This is a genomic window from Shewanella sp. 10N.286.45.A1 (genome assembly GCF_041470405.1).
Taxonomy (GTDB): domain Bacteria; phylum Pseudomonadota; class Gammaproteobacteria; order Enterobacterales; family Shewanellaceae; genus Shewanella.
On the sequence record NZ_JBFRMK010000173.1, the window covers coordinates 1 to 22,085 of the forward strand.

The following is a 22,085-nucleotide window of genomic DNA, read 5'->3' on the forward strand; positions in this document are numbered from 1 at the left end:
AACCGGCCTAGGCCGGTTTTTAATTGCTTTAAACTAAAACTTAAGCAGCAAGTGCTTTGATTTTAGCATTCAAGCGTGACTTATAACGAGCAGCCTTATTCTTATGAATAAGACCTTTAGTCGCCATACGGTCAACAATTGGTTGTGCTGTTACGAAAGCAGCAGTAGCTGATTCGTGATCACCTGCATTGATTGCAGCGATTACTTTCTTTACGTAAGTACGTAGCATTGAGCTACGGCTTGCGTTGTGCTGACGACGCTTCTCAGACTGAAGCGCGCGCTTCTTTGCAGACTTGCTATTAGCCAAGGTGCAACTCCTAAAACTGGGTTTGGTATTTTTAAGGTCGAGGAATATGCCCTATTTATGTCACTTTGTCAATGACAATGATTGAATCAGTTCGATTAACTCAAAATAATCCAACCAGCTTGGCTATCTTCAACCTAACTCGTGTAATATGGTGCGCAATTCTAGCAGGTATTGCTTTGAGACAATAGAGGCAAGCGCCATTTTGTGCGTGATATCGCCTAAGTATTTTAGCTCTAACAACAAGAGCAGGGGACGTTTTGAGCAGAAAGCTATTTCGATCTGGCATGATTGTCAGTGCTATGACACTAATTTCGCGCGTTTTAGGTTTGATCCGAGATGTGGTTATCGCCAATCTCATGGGAGCAGGAAGCAGTGCAGATGTTTTTTTCTTCGCCAATAAAATCCCTAACTTTTTAAGACGACTTTTTGCTGAAGGTGCCTTTGCACAAGCTTTTGTGCCGGTGTTAACTGAGTACCAAGAAAAAAATAGTGATGAAGAGGTCAGGGAGCTTATCGGGAAGGTGGCGGGCACACTGGGTGTACTCGTCAGCGTAGTAACCTTATTTGGTGTAATTGCTTCGCCTGTGTTAGCGGCTCTGTTTGGTGGTGGTTGGTTTCTTGCTTGGTTAAACGATGCACCCGGTGGTGAAAAGTTTGAACTTGCCTCTTTAATGCTTAAGATAACATTTCCCTATCTTTGGTTTATAACCTTTACAGCTTTGGCTGGCTCAATATTGAACACCCGTGGACGTTTTGCGGTCTCTGCGTTTACACCTGTTTTCCTTAACATTGCCATTATTACCGCAGCCCTATTTTTGGCGCCTAACCTACAGCAGCCTGAAATCGGCTTGGCGTGGGGCGTATTTTTTGGCGGTTTGATCCAGTTTTTATTTCAAATTCCATTTCTATTACGAGAAAAAGCGATTGTAAAACCAAGTTGGGGGTGGAGCCATCCAGGAGTCACCAAAATTAGAACATTGATGATCCCAGCGCTATTCGGTGTTTCTGTGTCACAAATAAACTTGTTATTCGATACTTTTATCGCCAGTTTCTTAATGACGGGCTCCATTAGTTGGCTTTATTACTCAGATAGGTTACTAGAATTTCCTTTGGGTTTGTTTGGCATAGCAATTGCGACGGTCATCTTACCTGCTTTGTCAAAACGTCATGTCAATGCTGAAAGCCAAGCTTTTTCACAAACAATGGACTGGGGAGTAAAAGCGATCATCTTACTTGGATTACCAGCTATGTGTGGCTTGATTATGCTGGCTAAACCTATGTTAATGGTGCTGTTTATGCGTGGTGCGTTTACCTATGAAGATGTAGAGATGGCCTCGTACAGTTTGATGGCATATGGCAGTGGCTTACTCAGTTTTATGTTAATTAAGATTTTGGCGCCAGGTTATTACTCACGCCAAGATACTAAAACACCGGTGCGTTATGGCATTATTGCTATGGTCAGTAATATGGTTTTCAACCTAATATTTGCTATTCCTTTTGGTTATGTCGGTTTGGCTATTGCTACATCGATGTCAGCACTGTTAAATGCGTGCTTATTATACCGAGGCTTGCATAAAGCTAATGTGTACAAGTTGAGCACATCGACTATTCTTTTTGCGGTTAAGACATTCATTGCTGGGCTTGTTATGGTTGCTGTCATTTACTATTTGCAACCCACCATTGCTGCTTGGTTAGCGTTTTCGTTACCTGAGCGTGGTGTTGAGTTAGTTAAGTTGATTGCAATTGCAGCAATTTGCTACTTTATTTGCTTAGTTTTGTTGGGAATTCGCCCTTGGAAGATGAAAGCTGCAGTTTGAGTGCTGATTATAAAGGCTAGCTGGTATATAATCCGCCCATTTACTCTCATGTGTCGTGTAAGATAATGGAATTAATCCGCGGTATTCATAATATTTTGCCTCAGCATCACGGTTGTGTATTAACAATAGGCAACTTTGACGGCGTCCATCGTGGCCATGCTGAAGTGATTAATCGGCTAGTAGAAAAGGCAAAACATTTAGATTTACCCGCGGTTGTCATGACATTTGAGCCGCAACCACAGGAGTTTTTTCGTGGTGAAAATGCACCTGCTCGGTTAAGTTTATTACGTGACAAAGTGATGTTACTTGACGAGCTATCAATTGAGCGAATGCTCTGTATAAACTTCAATAAGAAGTTTGCAGACTATAGTGCCGAAGATTTTATTGAGCAGTTATTGGTCAAGGCGCTTGGTGTTAAGTACTTAGTGGTTGGTGATGATTTTTGCTTTGGCAAGCAGCGTCAAGGGAACTTCGATATGCTGCGAAAAGCAGGTGAGAAGTTCGGCTTTGTGGTAGTGAGTACACAAAGTTTCGTCCTTGGCGATAAACGGGTTAGCTCTACAGAAGTTAGACGGCTACTTGCTGAGGGCAATATGGAACAAGCAAGGCGTTTGCTTGGGCACCCATTTATTCTCAGCGGCAAGGTCGCACATGGCCAGAAAATTGGGCGAACCATTGGTTTTCCCACCGCTAATATCGCATTGAAGCGCAAAGTCACCCCAGTTAGAGGTGTGTTTGCCGTTAAGCTTTATTGGGATAATAGTGACATATATGAAGGCGTAGCTAACGTCGGTTTTAGGCCAACAGTTAATGGCCAAATATGTCAGTTAGAAGTCCATTTGTTTGATTTTGATGGTGACCTTTATGGTAAAACTGTTGAAGTTGAATTAGTGGCAAAGATTAGAGACGAGCAGCCATTTGGATCACTAGATGCGCTGAAAAAACAAATTAAAAATGATGCTGACAGAGCGAAAGCTTTGCTTGGCAGCGATGCAGGCTAATAGCTTAGCTAACAAAACGGTAAAGGGTTAATGAGCGACTATAAATCTACTTTGAATTTGCCGGAAACAGAGTTTCCGATGCGTGGTAACTTGGCTAATCGTGAGCCAGAGATGTTGAAATCCTGGAACGAGAAAGGACTGTACCAACAGATCCGTGAAAGCCGTAAAGATAGCAAACCGTTTATTTTGCATGATGGTCCTCCATATGCGAACGGCGATATCCATATTGGCCACTCAGTTAATAAAATTCTTAAAGATATTATTATTAAGTCAAAGACCATGTCAGGTTTTGATGCGCCGTACATTCCTGGTTGGGACTGTCATGGACTACCTATTGAGCTTAAAGTTGAGCAGAAAGTAGGTAAGCCGGGTCATAAGGTTAGCGCTTCTGAGTTCCGTCAAAAGTGTCGTGAATATGCTGCAAAGCAAGTCGATGGTCAGCGTGATGATTTTATCCGTTTAGGCGTGTTTGCTGATTGGCAAAACCCTTACCTAACGATGGATTACAACACCGAAGCCAATATCGTTCGTTCACTATCAAAAGTGATCGACAGCGGTCACTTGCACAAAGGTGTTAAACCTGTGCATTGGTGTACTGATTGTGGTTCTGCGTTAGCTGAAGCTGAAGTTGAATACGAAGACAAAATGTCTCCAGCAATCGACGTGGCATTTACCGTTGTTGATAAACCTGCGCTACTCGCTAAATTTGGTTTAACTGAATATGCGCATCCTATTTCAATGGTTATCTGGACCACCACGCCTTGGACACTACCTGCAAACCGCGCATTGTCAGTTGCTGGGCAGTTAGAATACACCTTGGTTGAGATGGTTAAAGATGGCCAAACTCAAGCGCTAGTATTGGCACAAGAGTTAGTCGAGTCTTGTGTTGAGCGTTTTGGCGCCGAGTCACACAAAGTACTCGCGAACGTGCTAGGCAGCGAGCTTGAGCTATTGCGTTTTAACCACCCGTTCTATGATTTTGATGTGCCAGTCATCCTTGGCGAGCATGTTACGGTCGAGTCTGGTACTGGTGTGGTGCATACCGCTCCTGGCCATGGTCAAGACGATTTCGTCGTCGGTCAAAAATATGGCTTAGAAGTTGCTAACCCAGTTGGCGATAATGGCGTTTATAAAGCAGATACTGAAATATTTGCCGGTCAACATGTATTTAAAGCTAACAAGAGCGTTGTCGCGCTATTGGAAGAGAAAGGCGCGCTGCTTAACCATGTTGCTATTAACCATAGTTACCCGCATTGCTGGCGCCATAAAACGCCAATTATTTTCCGTGCGACGCCGCAGTGGTTTATCTCAATGGATCAAAAAGGCTTGCGTACACAAGCGCTGAGCGAGATTGAGAAAACACAGTGGATCCCTGATTGGGGACAGAGCCGTATCGAAAAGATGGTTGAAAACCGTCCTGATTGGTGTATCTCTCGTCAACGTACTTGGGGTGTTCCAATTACCCTGTTTGTACATCGTGAAACCGAAGAACTGCACCCAGATAGTGTGTCACTGATGGAGCGTGTAGCTAACCGTATCGAGCAAGAAGGTATTCAAGCTTGGTGGGATCTCGATGCCGCAGAGCTGTTAGGTGATGAAGCTGACCAATACCGTAAAGTGACTGACACTTTAGATGTTTGGTATGACTCCGGTTCTACTTTCTCGTCAGTGGTTGCTTCACGTCCTGAATTCAATGGTCATGACGTTGATCTTTACCTTGAAGGTAGCGATCAGCATCGTGGTTGGTTTATGTCATCGCTGATGATCTCTACGGCGATGAATGGCAAAGCGCCATACAAGCAAGTGTTGACCCATGGTTTTACCGTTGACGGTAAAGGCCGCAAGATGTCTAAGTCTGTTGGTAACGTGATTGCACCGCAGCACGTCACTAACAAGCTGGGTGCTGACATTTTACGTTTGTGGGTTGCAGCAACAGATTACAGCGGCGAAATGACCGTTTCTGACGAAATTCTAAAACGTAGTGCCGATGCTTATCGTCGTATTCGTAACACTGCTCGATTCTTGCTTGCGAACATCAATGGCTTTAACCCTGAGACAGATATGGTTGCCGTTGAAGATATGGTTGCACTGGACCGTTGGGTTGTTCGCCGCGCAGCTGCGCTGCAACAAGAGCTGCTTGAAGCTTACGACCAATACAATTTCCACTTGGTTACGCAGAAACTGATGCAGTTCTGCTCTGTTGAACTTGGTAGCTTCTACCTTGATATCATTAAAGACAGACAGTACACCGCAAAAGATGACAGCAATGCTCGTCGTAGTTGTCAATCTGCACTGTACCTTATCTCTGAAGCTATGGTTCGCTGGATTGCGCCGGTATTAAGCTTCACTGCAGATGAAATCTGGAAGCTTCTTCCTGGTGAGCGTGGAGAGTTTGTCTTTACCGAAACTTGGTATGAGGGCCTACAGTCAGTCACACTGGATTCAGACCTTAGTGATGAATACTGGGATCAGCTACTTGCCGTTCGCGCAGAAGTTAACAAAGTGATTGAGAATGCTCGCCGTGAAAAGCAGATCGGTGGTTCACTAGAAGCTGAAATTACCCTGTTTGCTGATGAGGCATTGTCTGCTGCACTAAGCACTCTTGGTGATGAGTTACGCTTTGTACTGTTAACTTCTCAAACAGAGGTTGTAGCACTAAGTGAAGCGCCAGCTGATGCGATTGAAACTGAACTTGCATCGCTAAAGCTTGGGCTTAAAAAGTCTGAAGCTGAGAAGTGTGAGCGCTGCTGGCATCACAGAGAAGATGTAGGTCAAGTGGCTGAACATCCGACATTGTGTACACGCTGCGTGACTAACATTGAAGGTGAAGGTGAAACTCGCCAGTTTGCATAAAGGATCCATAATGCCCACTTCTTGGAAAGACAGTGGCCTACGTTGGTATTGGATAGTTGTGTTGGTGTTTATTGCCGACCAGCTATCTAAGCAGTGGGTATTGTCGAGTTTTGAACTGTATGAGTCGGTAAAGTTACTCCCTATGTTTAACTTTACCTATGTACGAAACTATGGCGCAGCATTTAGCTTTTTAAGTGATGCTGGCGGCTGGCAACGCTGGTTATTTACCTTCGTCGCGGTCGGTTTCAGTATTTTACTGTCGGTTTGGTTACGACAGCAACCAAGCAAAATGTGGCGTTTGAATCTTGCTTACACCCTCGTCATTGGCGGGGCGTTAGGTAATTTAATCGATCGCTTACAGCATGGTTTTGTGGTCGACTTTTTGGATTTCTACTGGAAAACCAGCCATTTCCCTGCATTTAATATTGCTGACTCAGCAATCTGTGTCGGTGCGGGATTGATTATTTTAGATTCTTTTGTATCGGATAAAGATGTCAAAAAATCAGATGATATAAAGGAGTGATCTCAATGTCAGATAACCATTCAATTTTATGCCACATGAATATCGTACTTGAAGATGGCTCTACAGCTGAAAGTACCCGTTCAGGTGGTAAGCCCGCACGATTTAATGTTGGCGATGAAAGCTTAAGCCCTGCGTTTGAAGCTGAAATTGTTAACCTTAAAGAGGGTGACAAACACAGCTTTACCCTGCAGCCTGGCGATACTTTTGGCGAGTCTAACCCTGATGCTGTACATCATATGGATAAGAGTCGTTTCCCCGCGGATATGACGCTTGAGCCTGGTGTGATTGTTAGTTTTGCAGGCCCTGGCGGTAGTGAAGTGCCTGGAATGGTACGTGATGTTGTTGGCGACTCTGTGACTATCGATCTCAACCATCCTTTGGCAGGTCAAGTATTAACATTTGAGCTTGAAGTGGTACAGGTACTGTAATTATGAAGATTCTTTTAGCAAATCCTCGAGGTTTCTGCGCTGGTGTTGACCGTGCTATTAGTATTGTAGAACGTGCATTAGAGCTTTTTTCTCCGCCAATCTACGTTCGACATGAAGTGGTTCATAACCGCTACGTAGTACAGAATCTAAAAGATCGTGGGGCAGTATTTGTTGAAGAGTTAGATCAAGTACCTGATGAAAGCATTGTTATTTTTAGTGCTCATGGTGTGTCCCAAGCTGTGCGTGCAGAAGCTAAAACACGTGGCTTAAAAGTATTTGATGCTACCTGCCCCTTGGTGACAAAAGTTCACTTACAGGTGACACGTGCTAGCCGTAAAGGTATTGAGTGTATTTTGATTGGTCACGCTGGTCATCCAGAAGTAGAAGGCACAATGGGTCAATACGATAACCCAGAAGGCGGCGTTCATCTTGTAGAGTCTCCGGATGATGTGGCAAAGCTTGAGGTTAAAGATCCAGACAACTTATGCTTTGTGACTCAAACGACGCTATCAATGGATGATACTGCAGATGTCATTGCTTCATTGCAACAGAAGTACCCAGCTATTGAAGGGCCGCGTAAAGACGATATTTGCTATGCCACACAAAATCGCCAAGATGCTGTACGCAATGTTGCCGAAGAAGTGGAGTTGTTTATCGTTGTTGGCTCCAAGAACAGTTCAAACTCTAATCGTTTGCGCGAATTAGCACAAAAGAAGGGCACTAACTCATACTTGGTAGACAATGCTGATGATGTTGATCCAACTTGGTTCAACGGCGTTCGACGGGTAGCAGTTACTGCTGGCGCATCTGCACCAGAGGTTTTAGTGAAGCAGGTGGTAGATGCTATTGCTGATATGGCACCTAGCGTTATTACCGAAGTGGAAGGACGACTGGAAGATACCGTATTTGCGGTACCCGCTGAATTACGCTAACGATTACTGCTAAACATCAATTATTAAAGAGGCTGAGGCCTCTTTTTTTATGCTTAAAATTCAGACACATCATTGCTATTCGTTCTATAAGCGATGACTTGTACTAAGCAAGTATTCGACTAAACTTCAATTAACATGTATGCTGGTGTTTGTCCGCTAAGTTACAGATTTTAAAGAGTAAAAACCTTAATTTAACGTCAAGAATATGACGAAGGCAAAGGAATTGACAGCAATGAAAAATCAACAACGGGGGTTATCGCTAATCGAACTGATGGTCTCGTTAGTTATTTTAGTTGTTGGTCTTATTGGTATTTTTAATCTGCACCTTGTTGCCAAACGTGGCAGTTTTGAATCCTTTCAGCAAACCCAAGCAGCTTATCTTGCTAACGATATTGTCAACCGAATTAAGCTCAACCGTAGCTTGCTCACATCATATACCGGAACCTATACAGGCAAGTTATCTAAACCTGCGATATCTTGCGATGTAAGTGTTGGTGCTAATGTTACCTGCACTAATGCTGAAACCTTATCTTGGGATCTCTATCAATGGGAAACATTATTTGCTGAACTGGATGACACAACAGCCTGTATATCTGCGCAGAGTAGCGGCAGTGTTGAAGTAGTGATGAGTTGGAGGGGGATAAGGGAGATGAGTGATGGTGCTGCTGGAACTAATCAATCTACTTTGGTAAAAGGGTGTGGTTCGTCTAACAAGCGCCGTCGAATTTATTCGTTGAAAACAATAATTATTTAAATTATGAATAAAAAAATAATAGGGAAGTGGCAAACAGGCTTTTCGTTAGTAGAGCTGATGGTTGCAATGTTGGTGAGTTTGTTCTTATCGGCTGGTCTTTTTTCTATGTTCGCAATGTCATCATCTAATGTGGCGACAACTAGTCAGTTTAACCAACTTCAAGAAAATGGTCGTGTAGCGTTGGCACTGATCGAACGGGATGTGAGTCAAGCAGGTTTCATGGCTGAGTTGACAGGTACTAATCTCAGTGTTGGCGTGAATACAACGATTCAGGCTAGTGCTATTTCTACTGCGAGTGATTGTGTTGGAGGAGGGATTAACAATGCTAGCTTTCCGGTTCAAAATAGTCTGGCCAACTTTAGGAAAATGTGGGGCTATGAAAGTGGAGTCTCCACTGAGTCGTTTAGCTGCTTAAGTTCTACGTTATCTGGTACAGATGTCTTGCAAATAAAGCGCCTAATTGGCCCTGCTGTGACCACTTTTAATACTAATTCTTACTATATGGCGACTAACCTGAATCAAGCCGTTATTTTTTCTGGTAGCCAAGCCGCACCGTCGTTAGATAATGCAAGGTTTTGGGAATATCAACATCATATTTACTTCATCAAAACTGACAATGGTGTCCCAGTGCTGATGAGAAGAGTACTCGGAGTTGGTGGGATGAAAACCAGTGCTAGTTATGAGCAACTAGTTGAAGGTGTTGAGAATCTTAGGGTTATGTATGGCTTCGATTTTGACGGTGATGATAGTGCAGACAGTTTTATGCCTGCGGAGAACATAACTTCTGCAATGTGGGATGGTTCGCCAGCTCAAAGATTAGTGGCTCTTAGAATTTATATCTTAATTAGAACGCTCGAAGAAGATGATAGTTACGATAACGGCAATAGTTATGAACTTGGCGATAAGACGATAGCTGCAACCAATGATGGTTTTAGAAGGCGGGTATTGTCTTCTACTATCGTATTAGAAAACCCAATATTGGTGAGTAATTAATATGCAGATTCGTAAAGAGAAAGGGATCGTATTGTTTTTCTCAATCATTATTTTATTGATAATGACGGTTATTGGAGTTGCATTAGCGGTTAACTCGACCCAATCAATAAGAATGGCTGGTGCAGGTTCTGAACGTATAGAAGCGATGGCTAACGCTCATGGAGCAATCGATCGACTGGTAGACAATAGCAAAGGGACCGACTTCGCTTCTTTGACGGCTAACCCTGCAGATATCACTGATAGTGAATTCCCTGTAACAAGTGCACTTACGCTACTTGCTGATAACGGAGTTTGTAAAAGGAGTAGCCAGGCTACTCAACCAGATTTGATTGGCTGTGTGACGATAGAAATATCCAGTCAGGCAACATTTGGCAGAAATAATATGGGACAACTCACCGTTGTCTCCGGAATTGAGCAAGAAGTATTAGGGTCAACAGGGAACTGATTATGAAATTTAGACAATTTTTAATCACCGTTGTGACAGCGCTTACTATGGTGTCTGGTGCTAGTTATTCTGATGATACTGAGCTTTATGTATTTGAATCTTCTGCACGCTCAGGTTCTAGACCTCAAGTTCTCATCATTTTTGATAATTCAGGCAGTATGAGAACGAAAGAGTACAGTGAAAACTTCTACTCTCGCGGTGAAACTGTTTCGGATAGCACAAAGCTTTATTATGCAAAAGGTGGTGGTGCAGTCCCTGATCCAACAAGCAGTAATTATTTTTATCATTCAGTTAATGGTTGTGAGTCATCAAAAGAGTACTTAACTGATTATGGAGTATTTACGGGCTTTTTAAGGGAGTATGGTTTTGTTGGTGAAAATGGTACTTGGCTAGAGCTACCGGATACCTTAGGGAGTTCAGTATCCCAAGTTGATTGTTTTGAAGACTTTGAAACAGATAGCAGCTTAAAGTTTGGCAATGCTACTGGTGTTGCTAATGGATTTCCAGTCGATAGCTTAGGCTCAAAGGCGGCGCCTGTTCCATATACTAACATTTCAAGCAGTGCGTCATCTTCTGATATTGAAGATGCGGTAGATAGCGCATTCTTAACTAAGTTTGGTACTGGGAAATCCGTAACACTTTATACTGAACGCTATGTTAATTGGTACCATGGTTATAAATCGAGTAGTTGGCAGACTCGAATGAAAATTGCTAAACGGGTAATGGAAGATACGGTAGTCACTACGCCAAGCGTGGATTTTGGTCTTGCAATTTTTAACTATAACACCAGCCAAAGTTCCGACGGTGGACGTATAATTTCCGGTATTAAGCGACTTAGTACTGGAGACAAAATTAGTCTCGTTGATAAAATTAACGACCTAAATGCTGAAACTAACACACCACTTTGTGAAACATTGTACGAAGCATATCGTTACTTCTCGGGCGGTGGAGTTCATTTTGCTAAAGAAGCGGGCAACATGACGCCTACTAGAGATAAAAGTATTGAAAGTGGCAATAATTATATTTCTCCCTTTAAGAGCTCCCAGTGTTCAAATCGCTCTTATGTCGTCTACATCACAGATGGCTCACCGACTCAAGATTCAGCTGCGAATTATAAAGTGTCCAAAATGAGTGGCTATAAGTCTTCAGATCGAGTTGATGGGAGTTACCTCCCTGCTCTGGCAAGCATTATGCACCGTAAAGATGTAAATCCTTCATTAGCGGGTGATCAATTTGTTACCACCTATACCATTGGTTTTAGTGAGGGGGCGTCCGATGCTGCTCCTATCCTTAAAAAGACTGCTGAGCTAAGCGGTGGAACATACTTTGCCGCTAAAAATGCGACTCAATTACAATCAGCTCTGCAACAAGTTTTTTCACAAATCTTGGAGGTTAATGCTAGTTTTACTTCGCCGTCGATAGCAAGTAACAACTTCGATAGAACTCAAACCTTTGACTCTGTTTATTACGCAATGTTCTTGCCTAATAAGGGCCCTAGGTGGATGGGGAATATTAAGAAGTTTAAGGTCACAGGCAGCGGAGATATAGTTGATAAAAATGGTAAAAAAGCTATTGGATCTGATGGTAATTTAAGTAACTCAGCCTGTTCCTATTGGACTCCTAACAGTGTTTGTAGCGCTAGTGGTGGCGGAGGCGATGGCAACGATGTAAGAGTTGGTGGTATCGCACACGAGTTGAGAACAGCCTCTAGTCGTACACTATATGGAAACTTTGGCTCCAATGGTGGATTGGCTACCTTTAGTAAGAGCAATGCGTCGTCTGTAGCTGGTGGGGATGCTGCGCTAGCGAGTTATATGGGAGTGACTCAAAGTAGCTTAAACAGTTATTTTGATTGGGCTAAAGGTAAGGATGTCGATGATGACGATAACGACTCTTCAAAAACTGATGCAAGACAAGACATTTTTGGTGACCCGCTGCACTCTAAACCATTGGCTATGAACTTTGGTACAGCAGGCTCACCAGATATTAGGGTAATCGTTGGTACTAATCATGGATATTTGCATATGTTTAAAGATGAAGATACTTCAGTATCTGAATCATGGGCATTTATGCCTTATGAGCTATTACCTAATATCCGTGAATTGAAAGCTAACGTGCCAACCGGTGTCCATTCTGTATATGGACTAGATAGCGCTCCTGTTTCCTATGTCAAATCGGCTGCAGACGGTTCAATAGAAAAGGCCTGGGTGTTTGTTGGCATGCGTCGAGGAGGAAAGTCATACTATGCCTTAGATATAAGTAAGCCCGATAAACCAACTTTTATGTGGAAGATAAACTCCAATACTACTGGTATGGAGGAGCTTGGACAGACTTGGGCTGAACCCGTAGTGACTTATATACCTGGTTGGCCAGCAGGGAATACCGAGTTCTCTAAAGCTAAACCAGTGCTTATTTTTGGCGCAGGTTACTCTCCAGCAACCAAAGATAGCGCAGCTGTTGGTAGCCCTGATACGCTTGGGCGTGGGGTATTTATTGTTGACGCAGAAACCGGAGCTCTGATTCATACATTTGCAGCTAGCGGGGGCGCGTCAGTTACTCAGCTTCCTGGGATAACCGATAGTATTCCTAATTCCGTTGCTGTGCTAGACAGTAACGGAGACAAACTAACAGACAGGATCTACGCAACAGATACCGGGGCAAATGTTTGGCGTATCGATTTACCTAGCGCCAATCCAAAGGACTCTACTAAGCCTTGGACTGCGTTTAAGTTTGCCGATCTTGGTGGAGGCGCTACGACTTCTGATCGGCGCTTCTTTGCAGAACCAGCAGTAGCTCAAACGATGTTTACTAATATTTCAGAAGTGGATGTAACTGTGGGCGGCACAACAACGACCACTAAGACCTATCAAAATGTACCCTACGATGCAGTTGTCGTTGGTTCTGGGCATAGACCACATCCACTAGATCTGCTGCGAAGTGACAAGTTTTTCACTTTGCAAGATAGAAACGTTGTAACTCGCCCGTTTAATGGTGCCACAGGTAACGAGATCCCTGCCGCAATAACTTTAGCTAACCTGTACAATGTATCTATCGCTTCACCTAAGACAGAATCTGAAAATATTGAATTTGGTACTAAACGTGGTTGGTATTATCAATTTGGTAGTAATGGTGAGAAAAGTCTTTCTGCCGCAACAATAATTCAAGGACGAGTCTTTTTTACTTCCTATGTACCGGGTGACAATTCTGATGCAAACCAATGTTTAGTTTCTGGCGTTGGCAGGTTGTATGGTTTTGATTTGCACCGAGGAATACGATCATATACTTACGAGTATATAGAGATGGGTGAGCGAGTTCCTGATACCCCTCAACTTGTTATTCCACCAAATGGTGAGGATGATAGTTATATGTACCTAATTGGGATCGGTGCCGCTGGAGATAAAATGGAGTATAAGGATTGCCCTGAAGGAAGCTTGAATTGTCCGCCACCTCCTTGTGAACCTGGGGACAATAAGTGTATCGGTAGTGGTCCCGGAGTGAACCGAATTTACTATCATGTTGATGACTAGGTGAGAGTATGAGAAAAAAAATGGGCTTCACCTTAATTGAAGTGATGATCGTGGTTGCACTGATTGGTATTTTATCAACTATTGCATACCCATCTTATATTGATTATGTCGCAAAAGGAGTTAGGGCTGAAAGTTTAACTGTGTTAACCGATGCGGCAAACCGTCAGGAGCAGTTCTATTTGGATAATCGCAGCTATACATCGAATATGGTTAGTTTAGGTTATGCTAAAAGTCCTTATGTAACAAAGAGTGGCTATTATAGCGTCGCTGCGACAACAAGTGGTACCGGCAGTTTTACTTTGAAAGCGACTGCACAAGGAGAGCAGGCATCTAGAGATTCTGCGTGCAAAGTGATTGAAATTACAGAAACTGGGGCAAAGAGCCCTACAGGGTGTTGGTAATGAAGTGGTTAATACTCATAAGCCTCTTATTGAATAGTGTTGTATATGCTGAAGAGGAAAAAATCTCCAAACAAGACTTTAAATGTTATGTAGACACAAGTATAAATGAGCAAGTCGTTTTTTATCGTTGGCAAGTGGATAAGGCTGCGAGTCTAATGGCTTCTTTGTCAGCATCTAGAGCCGCTGAAAATGAGCGAGGGCAGAGTGCTTATATAAAAGATGTATATGAATGTGTCGCGCTAGAGGAAGATTTCTCCAGTATCAAAGCTCAAAAACTTGATGGAGCAACGCTAAGATAATGCGTTTACGGTTTTAGCTGCCGCAAAAGGTTTTTAGCATTAGCTTGATGATATATTGCTATTAAAGCCTTTATTTGCCGGTGCTTTATTAGTTGCAGGAGAAAAGTAATATTACCCGCAGCTTAAACTTCCTGAAGATTGCCTAATTTTTCCAGTTACAGATACCTCGATTGCTTTGGAATTTGAGCTGGTTTTACTTGATGGGCAATAGATAAATTGTCGGGTGCTTGTGGAAGCTGCCGTGCCGGAAATCATCCCTTCAGAGCTAAAACTTATGCTTTTGAGGCTAGTTTTAATAAAATCATCGCTATTAAATGCGTCAATTTTGCGGATGACTTGATCCGTTGCTGAATCATAAGAACCATTTCCGTTGACATCAATGAATACATCAAAGCCATCAATCCAATCTGTTCCACATGTAGAGCCTGAACGTGGACAGACAGTGACCGTTGCGCCATAACTTATGGCATGGCTTCTAGCCATAAAGAGTGATTGCTGAATATTACTGCTTGCGGCTTCACTTCGCGAGTTCTCATAAAAATCTGTAAATGACGGTACAGCTATTACCAGTAAAATGGTAGCAATAGCCAAAGTGACCATCATTTCTACTAAGGTGAATGCTTTGTCGTAATATCGCTTATTCATTACTTATCTCTCTTTGAATATCCCTCTTAGTATATGGGAGTTAATAGATCGTTACAGTAGAAATTAACGTTAATTTTCAGTCAAAATAATGACTAAGTAGCTAAATATTGGCGGGTAAGTACTGATGGCGTTTACGGCTATTTACAAGCGATGGTTTTGTTATTAGAAAACCTTGAACGTCCCGATTGGCTGACAATAATCGCGGCTGAATATTGGCTATTTAGTGACTCGGGGCAATAAGTGAGTGTACCGTTGGTGCCAGAGGCTAGGCCGGAGGGCAAGAATCGTATTGCTCTACGATTATATTGGACAAAATCTCGAGAATCAAAAGGCCCAATAGTGAATAGTAATTGATCTGTTCCATCAATATGATTTGATTCTCCGGTGTCACTAAAAACTGAAATGTTGTTACTCCAGTTAGAATTACAACGGGTTTCTATTAGCGGGCAAACGGTCACACGTTGGCCATAAGATATTGCATAACTTCTTGCTAGTTGAATGGATTGTTTTATCTCTTTTATGGATAAGTTTACTCTAACTTGTGTATAGACTGCACTTAAGCTGGGAATGGATACACTTAATAAGATTGTGAGGATAACTAACGTTACCATGCATTCTATTAGAGTAAACCCCTGATCTTGCTTTAACATCAAATTCAATCCTTGAATGATATATTGGGATGGACTAATGAGTGTAGTTTTGTGGGCGAGTCAACCTAGGCTGATTATTTAGATTGTTCCGTTATAAGAAGACTGCATTTACTTTTAAGGCCTGCTCAAAATCACTTTAGACTTCAGAGTTTTGGGGCTGCGTGCTAAGCTATCTGCCACAGAATTAGTCAGTTCAGCAAGTTTTAGGAGTATTACAATGAAAAAGGTCGAAGCCATTATTAAACCCTTTAAGTTAGATGATGTGCGAGAGTCACTTGCTGATATTGGTATTACCGGTATGACGGTTTCTGAAGTTAAAGGCTTTGGTCGCCAAAAAGGCCATACAGAGTTATATCGCGGCGCCGAGTACATGGTCGATTTTTTACCGAAAGTTAAAATTGAATTAGTTATACAGGATGAGCAGCTTGATCAAGCTATTGATGTGATTGTAGATACTGCTCGTACTGGAAAAATAGGTGATGGCAAGATATTTGTCACTGATATTGAACGTGTTATTCGTATTCGTACTGGCGAAGAAAACGAAGAGGCAGTGTAAACTGTCGGCAGCCTTTTCACATGGTTTAAGCTAATAAAACATGTGAAAAGTTGCTCTGTTACGGTGTTAATTAATTGGTTATACGGCTTTTATCAATTATTTTGGTGAGGCTGATGAGTCGCGAATAACAGGCTCAGGTACGAACACTCTTGACTGCTCTGATGCCTGCTCTCGGCGTTTGGCAATTAGCAACTCGGTTGCTATTTGGGCTATTTTCTCATTTGGCTGATGTACCGTGGATAGTTTCGGCCAAGTTTGGCGAGAAAAAGGACTATCCTCAAAACCTACAATTGAAATGTCTGCTGGAACATCAACCCCTTGAAGTCTAGCAGCAAACAATGCTCCCGCGGCAATTTCATCATTACAGGCAACAATTGCAGTAGGCTTGTTAGTAAGCTTTAATAAATTTTTAGCGCCCTCGACCCCAGATTCAAATGAATAACGACCATCCATCACCAAACTATTATCGATTGCAATCTTGTTATCGTTTAATGCTTGCTTGAATCCAGCTAGGCGTTCTTTAGTCGACTCATGTTGTTCGTCACCACTTAGAAAAGCGATTCGTTTATGACCAAGGTCGATTAAGTGCTGTGTAATCGATATCGCGCCAGATTTATCATTCACTAGAACCGCGAGGCCATTATTATCCTCAACTTTCTCACCCGCAATAATACGAACATAGCTTGCATCAATCTCATTAAGCGCTGTTAATATCACCGGATCTTCAGATAACGGCGGAGTCAGCACTAGTCCTGACAAGCGGTTATGTTTCACAAGCTTCACCAACTCTTGGCAGATGTTTGCGGACTTAGAGTCACAGGGGTGAATGAGAAGCTCATAGCCAAGATCCTTACAAGCAGACAAAATACCATTTTGCATATCGATAATATAATAGGCATTCGGATTATCATAAATAAAACCGATGACATAAGAGCTTGTTCCCGCGAGGTTTCTAGCTGCAAGATTTGGTTGGTAATTTAACACTTGAATTGCGTCATTAACCTTATCAATCGTTGCCTGTTTAACTGAAGGTTCGTTATTAGTGACCCTCGAAACTGTTTTTATCGATACGCCAGCATATTTAGCGACATCATTAATTGTGACTTTCATAAAGCTGTTTTCTCATTAATTAGAGAGCTGGACAACAGTACTTCAGCAACTACACACCATTAACATTTAAGTTGTGCATAGCAGTATTTGTTATCGATTTTAGCCGTATAGTGCGAACTTTTAGGGGAATTAGCAATCATCAAGGAGCAGTTTTTTAGAATTTTTTCCAGAATTAAAAAAAATATTACATCTTTATGTAACAGATGTTGGTTGTTTAACTAACTGTATTTAAAGTTTAATAATGTTTTGCTCTTTGTCTTGATGTTGTTTTTGAGAGATATATTTGATGCGCTAGTTATTTTGTTGTGGCGCAGCTGTTAAATATTGTGTAATGTTTGCTTTAGACATGACAGCGTTGTCATTCCGGTTGGGGAATGGTTATGGATATAAAAAAATAAAATAAGTTATGGAAGGGAAACGAGATGCGACCATCTACTTTTAAGAAAACTGTACTAGCTACAAACATAGCGCTTCTGCTTGGAAGCGCTGTTTCTATGTCTGCTATGGCAGCTGATGCCGATGCTGCAGCTGCAGAGGAAAATATTGAAAAAATCGAAGTGCGTGGTATTCGTGCTTCACAGGCTGCCAACTTGAACTCAAAGCGTTTTGCTGACGGAACAGTTGATGCTATCTCCGCTGAAGATATTGGTAAATTTCCAGATAAAAACGTTGCAGAAACCTTAGCGCGTATACCTGGTGTTACTATTGACCGAACATTTGGTGAAGGCCAAGGCGTAACTATTCGTGGTGTACAGCCTGACCAAAACTTAACACTATTAAACGGTCAAGCCGTTGGTACTAGCCAATGGTTTGTTCTTTCTGATGCGACCCGTAACTTTAACTTTGAGCTTTTAGCATCAGAAATGATCTCTGGGCTTGAGGTTTATAAAACTTCCCAAGCGGATATTGATGAGGGTGCTCTTGGTGGTACCGTTATTTTACATACCCGTAAGCCGCTTGATTTAGAAGCTAATACTTTTAACGCATCAGTAGAAGGCCAGTATGGCGATCTATCTGAAGAGTGGGACCCAGGTCTATCTGGACTGTATAGCTGGAAAAACGAAGAAGAAACGTTTGGTATGTTAGTTTCTGCATCGTACCAGAAACGTTCAGTTCGCCGTGAAACGACCGAAGATTTTGGTTGGTTTGGCCCATCAATCGAGCGTATTGATCCATTAATGGAACCACCTAAGGGAGCTGATGAGAAAGGTGCTACTCCTTGGGGGATTGGTTCTGCATTGTTCGAGCAAGAACGAGAACGCGTCGGTTATGATGTTACCGCTCAGTGGGCGCCTACTGACGAGCTTGATATGACGCTGCATTACCTTAGCTCAACAATGAAAGCTGATAACGTTAACTCTAACTTAATTGGCATACCTTTCCGTGGTGTTGCTTTCTTAGGCGAAGATACTAACGAAGGTACAGTTACTAACGGTATTGTTGATTCACTGGATGTTACTGGTCTGCCAAACCGTCCTGGTTGGGCACGTCACATGGCTTACGACAATATTTTCCGTGATGGTTCTGAAATGTCGACCCAAGTTATCGATTTTGATGGTAATTACTCACTAGATACTGGCAAGTTACATTGGCAATTGGGTATGACTGAAGGTAAGGGTACAAACCGAGATTTCTTTACTGAATTCTGGGTTGACGCTACGGACCCTCGAGCAGCATTTGATTTCACCAACCCAGGTGGAACGGCACCTGCTATTGACTTCACTGGAGCAAGCCCATGGTTGGAGAATCCAGGTGATGAGATGTGGCTAGGTGGTATTTTTGATCAATTGAATGAAACAACAGATAAAGAAACCTATGCACAGCTTGATTACTCTTGGTATGTCGATTTTGGTGGCGTACAAGAAATAAAAGTTGGTGGTAAATACCGCGATCGTTCAATGGAGCAGAATCGTTGGAAGACAGATCTTAGTGGCTTAGATCCAATCGGTGCTGGTAGCTTAGGCCCTGCAAGTGATTTCTGGTCTGGTGATATGGTTAATGTAAGCCATTCAGATACCAGCATGCCATCTCAAAGCTATTTCATGCCTGATCGTGACACTATGTATAATGCGCTTTATGCCGTTAACGAGTGTACAGCAACTAGCGCTGGCCTTTGTCGTAATACCGATGTATTCCAAGGAAGCTCTTCTTTTGATGTAGCTGAGAAAATCAGTGCGTTATATGCGATGGCTAAATTTGATGTTGAAGGTGTACGCGGTAATGTTGGTCTTCGTTACGTAGAAACTGATACGACTTCAGAAGGCACTGTAGCTGGCGACCCAGTTAAATATGAGAGTGATTATTCTGAATGGTTACCAAGTATTAATATCGCGTATGACCTGTCATCTGACGTTATCTTACGTGCAGCAGCAAGCCGTGCATTAACTCGTCCAGCACCGTTCCAATTAGCGCCAGCGGTTAACTTAACTCCTGAGACTAGTTCTGGTTCTGCGGGTAACCCATTCCTAGAGCCACTAACCGCGGCTCAGTATGAATTAGGTGCTGAATGGTATTTCACGCCTGAGTCTGTACTTGGACTAACGGCATTTAAGAAAGATATAAGCAATTTCATCTATACAACGACTGTTTCAGCTGTAATTGAAGGTGAGCAGATTAACCAGCTGAGAACTCCTGTAAATGGTGGTAATACATCTATTGATGGAGTCGAGTTCCAGATGCAACATGCATTTGACAATGGCTTTGGTGGTTATGTTAACTATACCTACACTGATGTTGCTGATGCTAAAGTCACTGAAGCTGTATTGATTACCAATCCAGATGGCAGTGTTGTTGCAGCGACACAAGATAGTTATGTAGAGTTGCCAAATACATCTAAAAATTCATACAACTTAGGTGCTTACTACGAGGATGATCTATTTAGCGCTCGCGTTAACTATAACTACCGTAGTGAATACTTCCTTGCTAAAACAGAGATCGGTAACCAATATCGTGATGAGCAGCAGCAAGTGGACGCACAGTTAAGTTGGAATGCGACGGAAAATATTACTATTTCTTTCGAAGCGCTAAACATTACCAATGAAATCTGGGAAAACTATTATGAGCGTGATTCAGACGGTGCTCGTTTAGGTGGAACTCAAAGTTCAAATGGCCGTCGTTACTACCTTGGTGCAAGCTTCCGCTTGTAAACTAATGTTAAGTAATGATTGTTAAATAGAAAGTAATAAAAGCCAGTCATTTGACTGGCTTTTTCTTTAAGTACAATGGTATAGAAAAGTAAAATGTAGCATTTTCTAGATTTAATCATGCGACTTTAAGGAGTAAGAATATGAATACCCCTCGTCATATCGTTATCGTTGGTGGTGGCACTGCAGGGTGGATGGCTGCAAATTTAATGTCGCATCGATGGGCTAAATTAAATTGCACTATTACGTTAGTTGAATCAAAAAAGATTGGCACTGTTGGGGTTGGTGAGGGAACAACTCCTTTTTTTCAAGGTTTTTTCGATCGTTTAGGCATCCAAGAGTCAGAGTGGATGAAAGCCGCAAATGCGACTTATAAATGTGGAATTAGTTTTCCCGATTGGGTAACTGCGTCAGATAAAACCAGCTACTTCCATCCTTTTTACTCCTATATTGACAGTCCTCAAGTACCACTATTTTTTTCAAATGCTAATTTCCGCCGAGAGGGAATGGATGTTAATGCACATCCGGATGATTTTTTTGTCACCTCCAAACTTGCTATGCAATGCCGCTCTCCAATTGCGAAAAAGGAGGTTAGTCAACGTTTGGATTATGGCTACCATTTTGATGCTGGTCTGTTGGGTGAGTTTCTGAAGTTAAAGGGAATTGAAAGAGGGGTGAGGCATATTGATGATAAAGTATCTGATGTTCGATTGGATATAAATGGAGATATTGATAGCGTTGATACGGCAAATAATGGTGAATTAAATGCCGATCTATTTATTGACTGCTCCGGGTTTAAAGGCCTGCTGATTCAACAAGCATTAGGTGAGAAGATGATTAGTTATCAGTCTCAACTATTTAACAATAGTGCTGTCGCGATTCCGACTGCTATTGATAACAATGATGAACTCTCTTCTGAAACCATTTCTAAAGCACTTAGCAATGGTTGGGTGTGGCATATACCTTTAGCGAGCAGATATGGTAATGGTTATGTATATAGTCGAGATTACCTATCACCTGAAGAGGCAGAACTTGAGCTTAGGCAACATTTGGGTGAAAAAGCTGAAGGTGTAAAAGCGCTGCACTTGAATTGGACTCCTGGGCGTATAAGCGAGCATTGGAAGAATAACTGCGTTGCGATAGGGCTCTCACAAGGCTTTTTAGAGCCTCTAGAAGCCCCCATGCTAAACATTATCCAACGTAGTATTGAGAATTTTGTAGAGCTGTATGAAAAGTCAGGTTTCACGCGAGAGTGCCAACAGGAATTTAATAATGATATTAACGCACTTATAGATGGCACTCGGGATTATTTGCAAGCACATTATAAGTTGAATGGTCGTAATGATTCGCAGTATTGGAAAGATTGCAGAGCTAACACATACCTGTCTAAAGAACTTAGTTCTATCTTAGATGGCTGGATTAGCAATTGTAATTTTGATCAAGTTTTAAGAGAAAACATACATAATCAAGTTTACTTTAAAACCTCTTGGTATTGCATTTTAGCTGGAATGGACCACTTTCAAGCCGCTAATAAACCTGCAATCAGAGCGGGTAAGCGTAATCATCAAAGGGCTGAAGAGGCATGCCTTAAAAAGGCTGAAGGGTTTATAAAGCATAAAGAACAATTGATGCAAGTTTATAACTCGTAATACTGATTGGTATAATATGTAAGTTAGGTAGTTTTCAAAGTTCTGTGTCATT

General features: G+C 42.2%; 19 protein-coding genes. 15 read left to right on the top strand and 4 right to left on the bottom strand.

The genetic code is table 11. The features are described from left to right. Nucleotides 1-40: 40 nt before the first annotated feature. On the bottom strand, nucleotides 41-307 hold the full coding sequence (gene rpsT / locus AB4238_RS13575) for a 30S ribosomal protein S20 (protein ID WP_020913759.1): 267 nt from the start codon (nucleotides 305-307) through the stop codon (nucleotides 41-43). A 257-nt stretch (nucleotides 308-564) separates the two neighbouring features. On the opposite strand from rpsT, the gene murJ reads away from it, so the two are divergent. The 12 genes from murJ (at nucleotide 565) to AB4238_RS13635 (ending at nucleotide 14,280) form a co-directional block, all read left to right on the top strand. Continuing rightward, nucleotides 565-2,124 carry a murein biosynthesis integral membrane protein MurJ gene (gene murJ / locus AB4238_RS13580; protein WP_372033907.1) on the top strand — a complete coding sequence of 520 codons (1,560 nt, stop codon included), beginning with the start codon at nucleotides 565-567 and terminating at the stop codon, nucleotides 2,122-2,124. Nucleotides 2,125-2,189: 65 nt separating this feature from the next. Next, nucleotides 2,190-3,125, top strand: coding sequence for a bifunctional riboflavin kinase/FAD synthetase (gene ribF, locus AB4238_RS13585; RefSeq protein WP_372033908.1), 936 nt, complete (start codon nucleotides 2,190-2,192; stop codon nucleotides 3,123-3,125). Nucleotides 3,126-3,155: 30 nt separating this feature from the next. Next, nucleotides 3,156-5,978, top strand: a complete 2,823-nt coding sequence (gene ileS, locus AB4238_RS13590) for an isoleucine--tRNA ligase (protein WP_372033909.1) — start codon at nucleotides 3,156-3,158, stop codon at nucleotides 5,976-5,978. Between the two features lie 10 nt (nucleotides 5,979-5,988). Beyond that, nucleotides 5,989-6,501 carry a signal peptidase II gene (lspA, locus tag AB4238_RS13595; protein WP_372033910.1) on the top strand — a complete coding sequence of 171 codons (513 nt, stop codon included), beginning with the start codon at nucleotides 5,989-5,991 and terminating at the stop codon, nucleotides 6,499-6,501. A 5-nt stretch (nucleotides 6,502-6,506) separates the two neighbouring features. Beyond that, nucleotides 6,507-6,929, top strand: coding sequence for an FKBP-type peptidyl-prolyl cis-trans isomerase (gene fkpB / locus AB4238_RS13600; RefSeq protein ID WP_248974919.1), 423 nt, complete (start codon nucleotides 6,507-6,509; stop codon nucleotides 6,927-6,929). A 2-nt stretch (nucleotides 6,930-6,931) separates the two neighbouring features. Further along, nucleotides 6,932-7,861: a 4-hydroxy-3-methylbut-2-enyl diphosphate reductase gene (gene ispH, locus AB4238_RS13605; protein ID WP_372033911.1), complete on the top strand. Its 930-nt coding sequence runs from the start codon at nucleotides 6,932-6,934 to the stop codon at nucleotides 7,859-7,861. Between the two features lie 232 nt (nucleotides 7,862-8,093). After that, the gene (pilV, locus tag AB4238_RS13610; protein WP_372033912.1) at nucleotides 8,094-8,615 is read left to right on the top strand and encodes a type IV pilus modification protein PilV; all 522 of its coding nucleotides are present in this window, start codon (nucleotides 8,094-8,096) and stop codon (nucleotides 8,613-8,615) included. Nucleotides 8,616-8,618: 3 nt separating this feature from the next. Further along, the gene (locus AB4238_RS13615; RefSeq protein ID WP_372033913.1) at nucleotides 8,619-9,608 is read left to right on the top strand and encodes a PilW family protein; all 990 of its coding nucleotides are present in this window, start codon (nucleotides 8,619-8,621) and stop codon (nucleotides 9,606-9,608) included. 1 nt (nucleotide 9,609) lies between these two features. Further along, a complete protein-coding gene (locus AB4238_RS13620) occupies nucleotides 9,610-10,053 on the top strand; it encodes a PilX N-terminal domain-containing pilus assembly protein (protein WP_372033914.1) in 444 nt (147 codons plus the stop codon). Between the two features lie 2 nt (nucleotides 10,054-10,055). Further along, entirely contained in the window at nucleotides 10,056-13,580 is a 3,525-nt protein-coding gene (locus tag AB4238_RS13625) for a pilus assembly protein (RefSeq protein WP_372033915.1), read from the top strand. 8 nt (nucleotides 13,581-13,588) lie between these two features. Then, a complete protein-coding gene (locus tag AB4238_RS13630; protein ID WP_372033916.1) occupies nucleotides 13,589-13,981 on the top strand; it encodes a type IV pilin protein in 393 nt (130 codons plus the stop codon). Then, nucleotides 13,981-14,280 carry a TapY2 family type IVa secretion system protein gene (locus AB4238_RS13635; RefSeq protein ID WP_372033917.1) on the top strand — a complete coding sequence of 100 codons (300 nt, stop codon included), beginning with the start codon at nucleotides 13,981-13,983 and terminating at the stop codon, nucleotides 14,278-14,280. The genes AB4238_RS13630 and AB4238_RS13635 overlap by 1 nt, the downstream gene beginning before the upstream one ends. A gap of 111 nt (nucleotides 14,281-14,391) precedes the next feature. Here the strand turns inward: AB4238_RS13635 and AB4238_RS13640 are convergent, their stop codons facing one another. Continuing rightward, nucleotides 14,392-14,925 (bottom strand): GspH/FimT family pseudopilin, encoded by a 534-nt coding sequence (locus AB4238_RS13640; protein WP_372033918.1) that lies wholly within the window; start codon nucleotides 14,923-14,925, stop codon nucleotides 14,392-14,394. A gap of 137 nt (nucleotides 14,926-15,062) precedes the next feature. Further along, entirely contained in the window at nucleotides 15,063-15,575 is a 513-nt protein-coding gene (locus AB4238_RS13645) for a GspH/FimT family pseudopilin (protein WP_372033919.1), read from the bottom strand. A 217-nt stretch (nucleotides 15,576-15,792) separates the two neighbouring features. Between AB4238_RS13645 and AB4238_RS13650 the strand changes: the two genes are divergently transcribed. Beyond that, nucleotides 15,793-16,131, top strand: a complete 339-nt coding sequence (locus tag AB4238_RS13650) for a P-II family nitrogen regulator (RefSeq protein WP_020913743.1) — start codon at nucleotides 15,793-15,795, stop codon at nucleotides 16,129-16,131. A gap of 96 nt (nucleotides 16,132-16,227) precedes the next feature. On the opposite strand, the gene AB4238_RS13655 is transcribed toward AB4238_RS13650, so the two are convergent. After that, nucleotides 16,228-17,241: a LacI family DNA-binding transcriptional regulator gene (locus AB4238_RS13655; protein ID WP_372033920.1), complete on the bottom strand. Its 1,014-nt coding sequence runs from the start codon at nucleotides 17,239-17,241 to the stop codon at nucleotides 16,228-16,230. Between the two features lie 422 nt (nucleotides 17,242-17,663). Between AB4238_RS13655 and AB4238_RS13660 the strand changes: the two genes are divergently transcribed. Then, nucleotides 17,664-20,387 carry a TonB-dependent receptor gene (locus tag AB4238_RS13660; RefSeq protein WP_372033921.1) on the top strand — a complete coding sequence of 908 codons (2,724 nt, stop codon included), beginning with the start codon at nucleotides 17,664-17,666 and terminating at the stop codon, nucleotides 20,385-20,387. Nucleotides 20,388-20,527: 140 nt separating this feature from the next. Continuing rightward, the gene (locus AB4238_RS13665) at nucleotides 20,528-22,033 is read left to right on the top strand and encodes a tryptophan halogenase family protein (RefSeq protein ID WP_372033922.1); all 1,506 of its coding nucleotides are present in this window, start codon (nucleotides 20,528-20,530) and stop codon (nucleotides 22,031-22,033) included. The last annotated feature ends 52 nt before the right edge of the window (nucleotides 22,034-22,085 follow it).

What these genes read in the sequence shown, in the direction of transcription:
- AB4238_RS13620 (WP_372033914.1), top strand. Translation starts at nt 9,610, where the DNA reads ATGCAGATTCGTAAAGAGAAAGGGATCGTATTGTTTTTCTCAATCATT.
- ispH (WP_372033911.1), top strand. Translation starts at nt 6,932, where the DNA reads ATGAAGATTCTTTTAGCAAATCCTCGAGGTTTCTGCGCTGGTGTTGAC.
- AB4238_RS13630 (WP_372033916.1), top strand. Translation starts at nt 13,589, where the DNA reads ATGAGAAAAAAAATGGGCTTCACCTTAATTGAAGTGATGATCGTGGTT.
- AB4238_RS13645 (WP_372033919.1), bottom strand. Translation starts at nt 15,575, where the DNA reads ATGTTAAAGCAAGATCAGGGGTTTACTCTAATAGAATGCATGGTAACG.
- AB4238_RS13625 (WP_372033915.1), top strand. Translation starts at nt 10,056, where the DNA reads ATGAAATTTAGACAATTTTTAATCACCGTTGTGACAGCGCTTACTATG.
- AB4238_RS13640 (WP_372033918.1), bottom strand. Translation starts at nt 14,925, where the DNA reads ATGAATAAGCGATATTACGACAAAGCATTCACCTTAGTAGAAATGATG.
- AB4238_RS13660 (WP_372033921.1), top strand. Translation starts at nt 17,664, where the DNA reads ATGCGACCATCTACTTTTAAGAAAACTGTACTAGCTACAAACATAGCG.
- ribF (WP_372033908.1), top strand. Translation starts at nt 2,190, where the DNA reads ATGGAATTAATCCGCGGTATTCATAATATTTTGCCTCAGCATCACGGT.
- fkpB (WP_248974919.1), top strand. Translation starts at nt 6,507, where the DNA reads ATGTCAGATAACCATTCAATTTTATGCCACATGAATATCGTACTTGAA.
- ileS (WP_372033909.1), top strand. Translation starts at nt 3,156, where the DNA reads ATGAGCGACTATAAATCTACTTTGAATTTGCCGGAAACAGAGTTTCCG.
- AB4238_RS13650 (WP_020913743.1), top strand. Translation starts at nt 15,793, where the DNA reads ATGAAAAAGGTCGAAGCCATTATTAAACCCTTTAAGTTAGATGATGTG.
- pilV (WP_372033912.1), top strand. Translation starts at nt 8,094, where the DNA reads ATGAAAAATCAACAACGGGGGTTATCGCTAATCGAACTGATGGTCTCG.
- AB4238_RS13655 (WP_372033920.1), bottom strand. Translation starts at nt 17,241, where the DNA reads ATGAAAGTCACAATTAATGATGTCGCTAAATATGCTGGCGTATCGATA.
- AB4238_RS13665 (WP_372033922.1), top strand. Translation starts at nt 20,528, where the DNA reads ATGAATACCCCTCGTCATATCGTTATCGTTGGTGGTGGCACTGCAGGG.
- AB4238_RS13635 (WP_372033917.1), top strand. Translation starts at nt 13,981, where the DNA reads ATGAAGTGGTTAATACTCATAAGCCTCTTATTGAATAGTGTTGTATAT.
- AB4238_RS13615 (WP_372033913.1), top strand. Translation starts at nt 8,619, where the DNA reads ATGAATAAAAAAATAATAGGGAAGTGGCAAACAGGCTTTTCGTTAGTA.
- lspA (WP_372033910.1), top strand. Translation starts at nt 5,989, where the DNA reads ATGCCCACTTCTTGGAAAGACAGTGGCCTACGTTGGTATTGGATAGTT.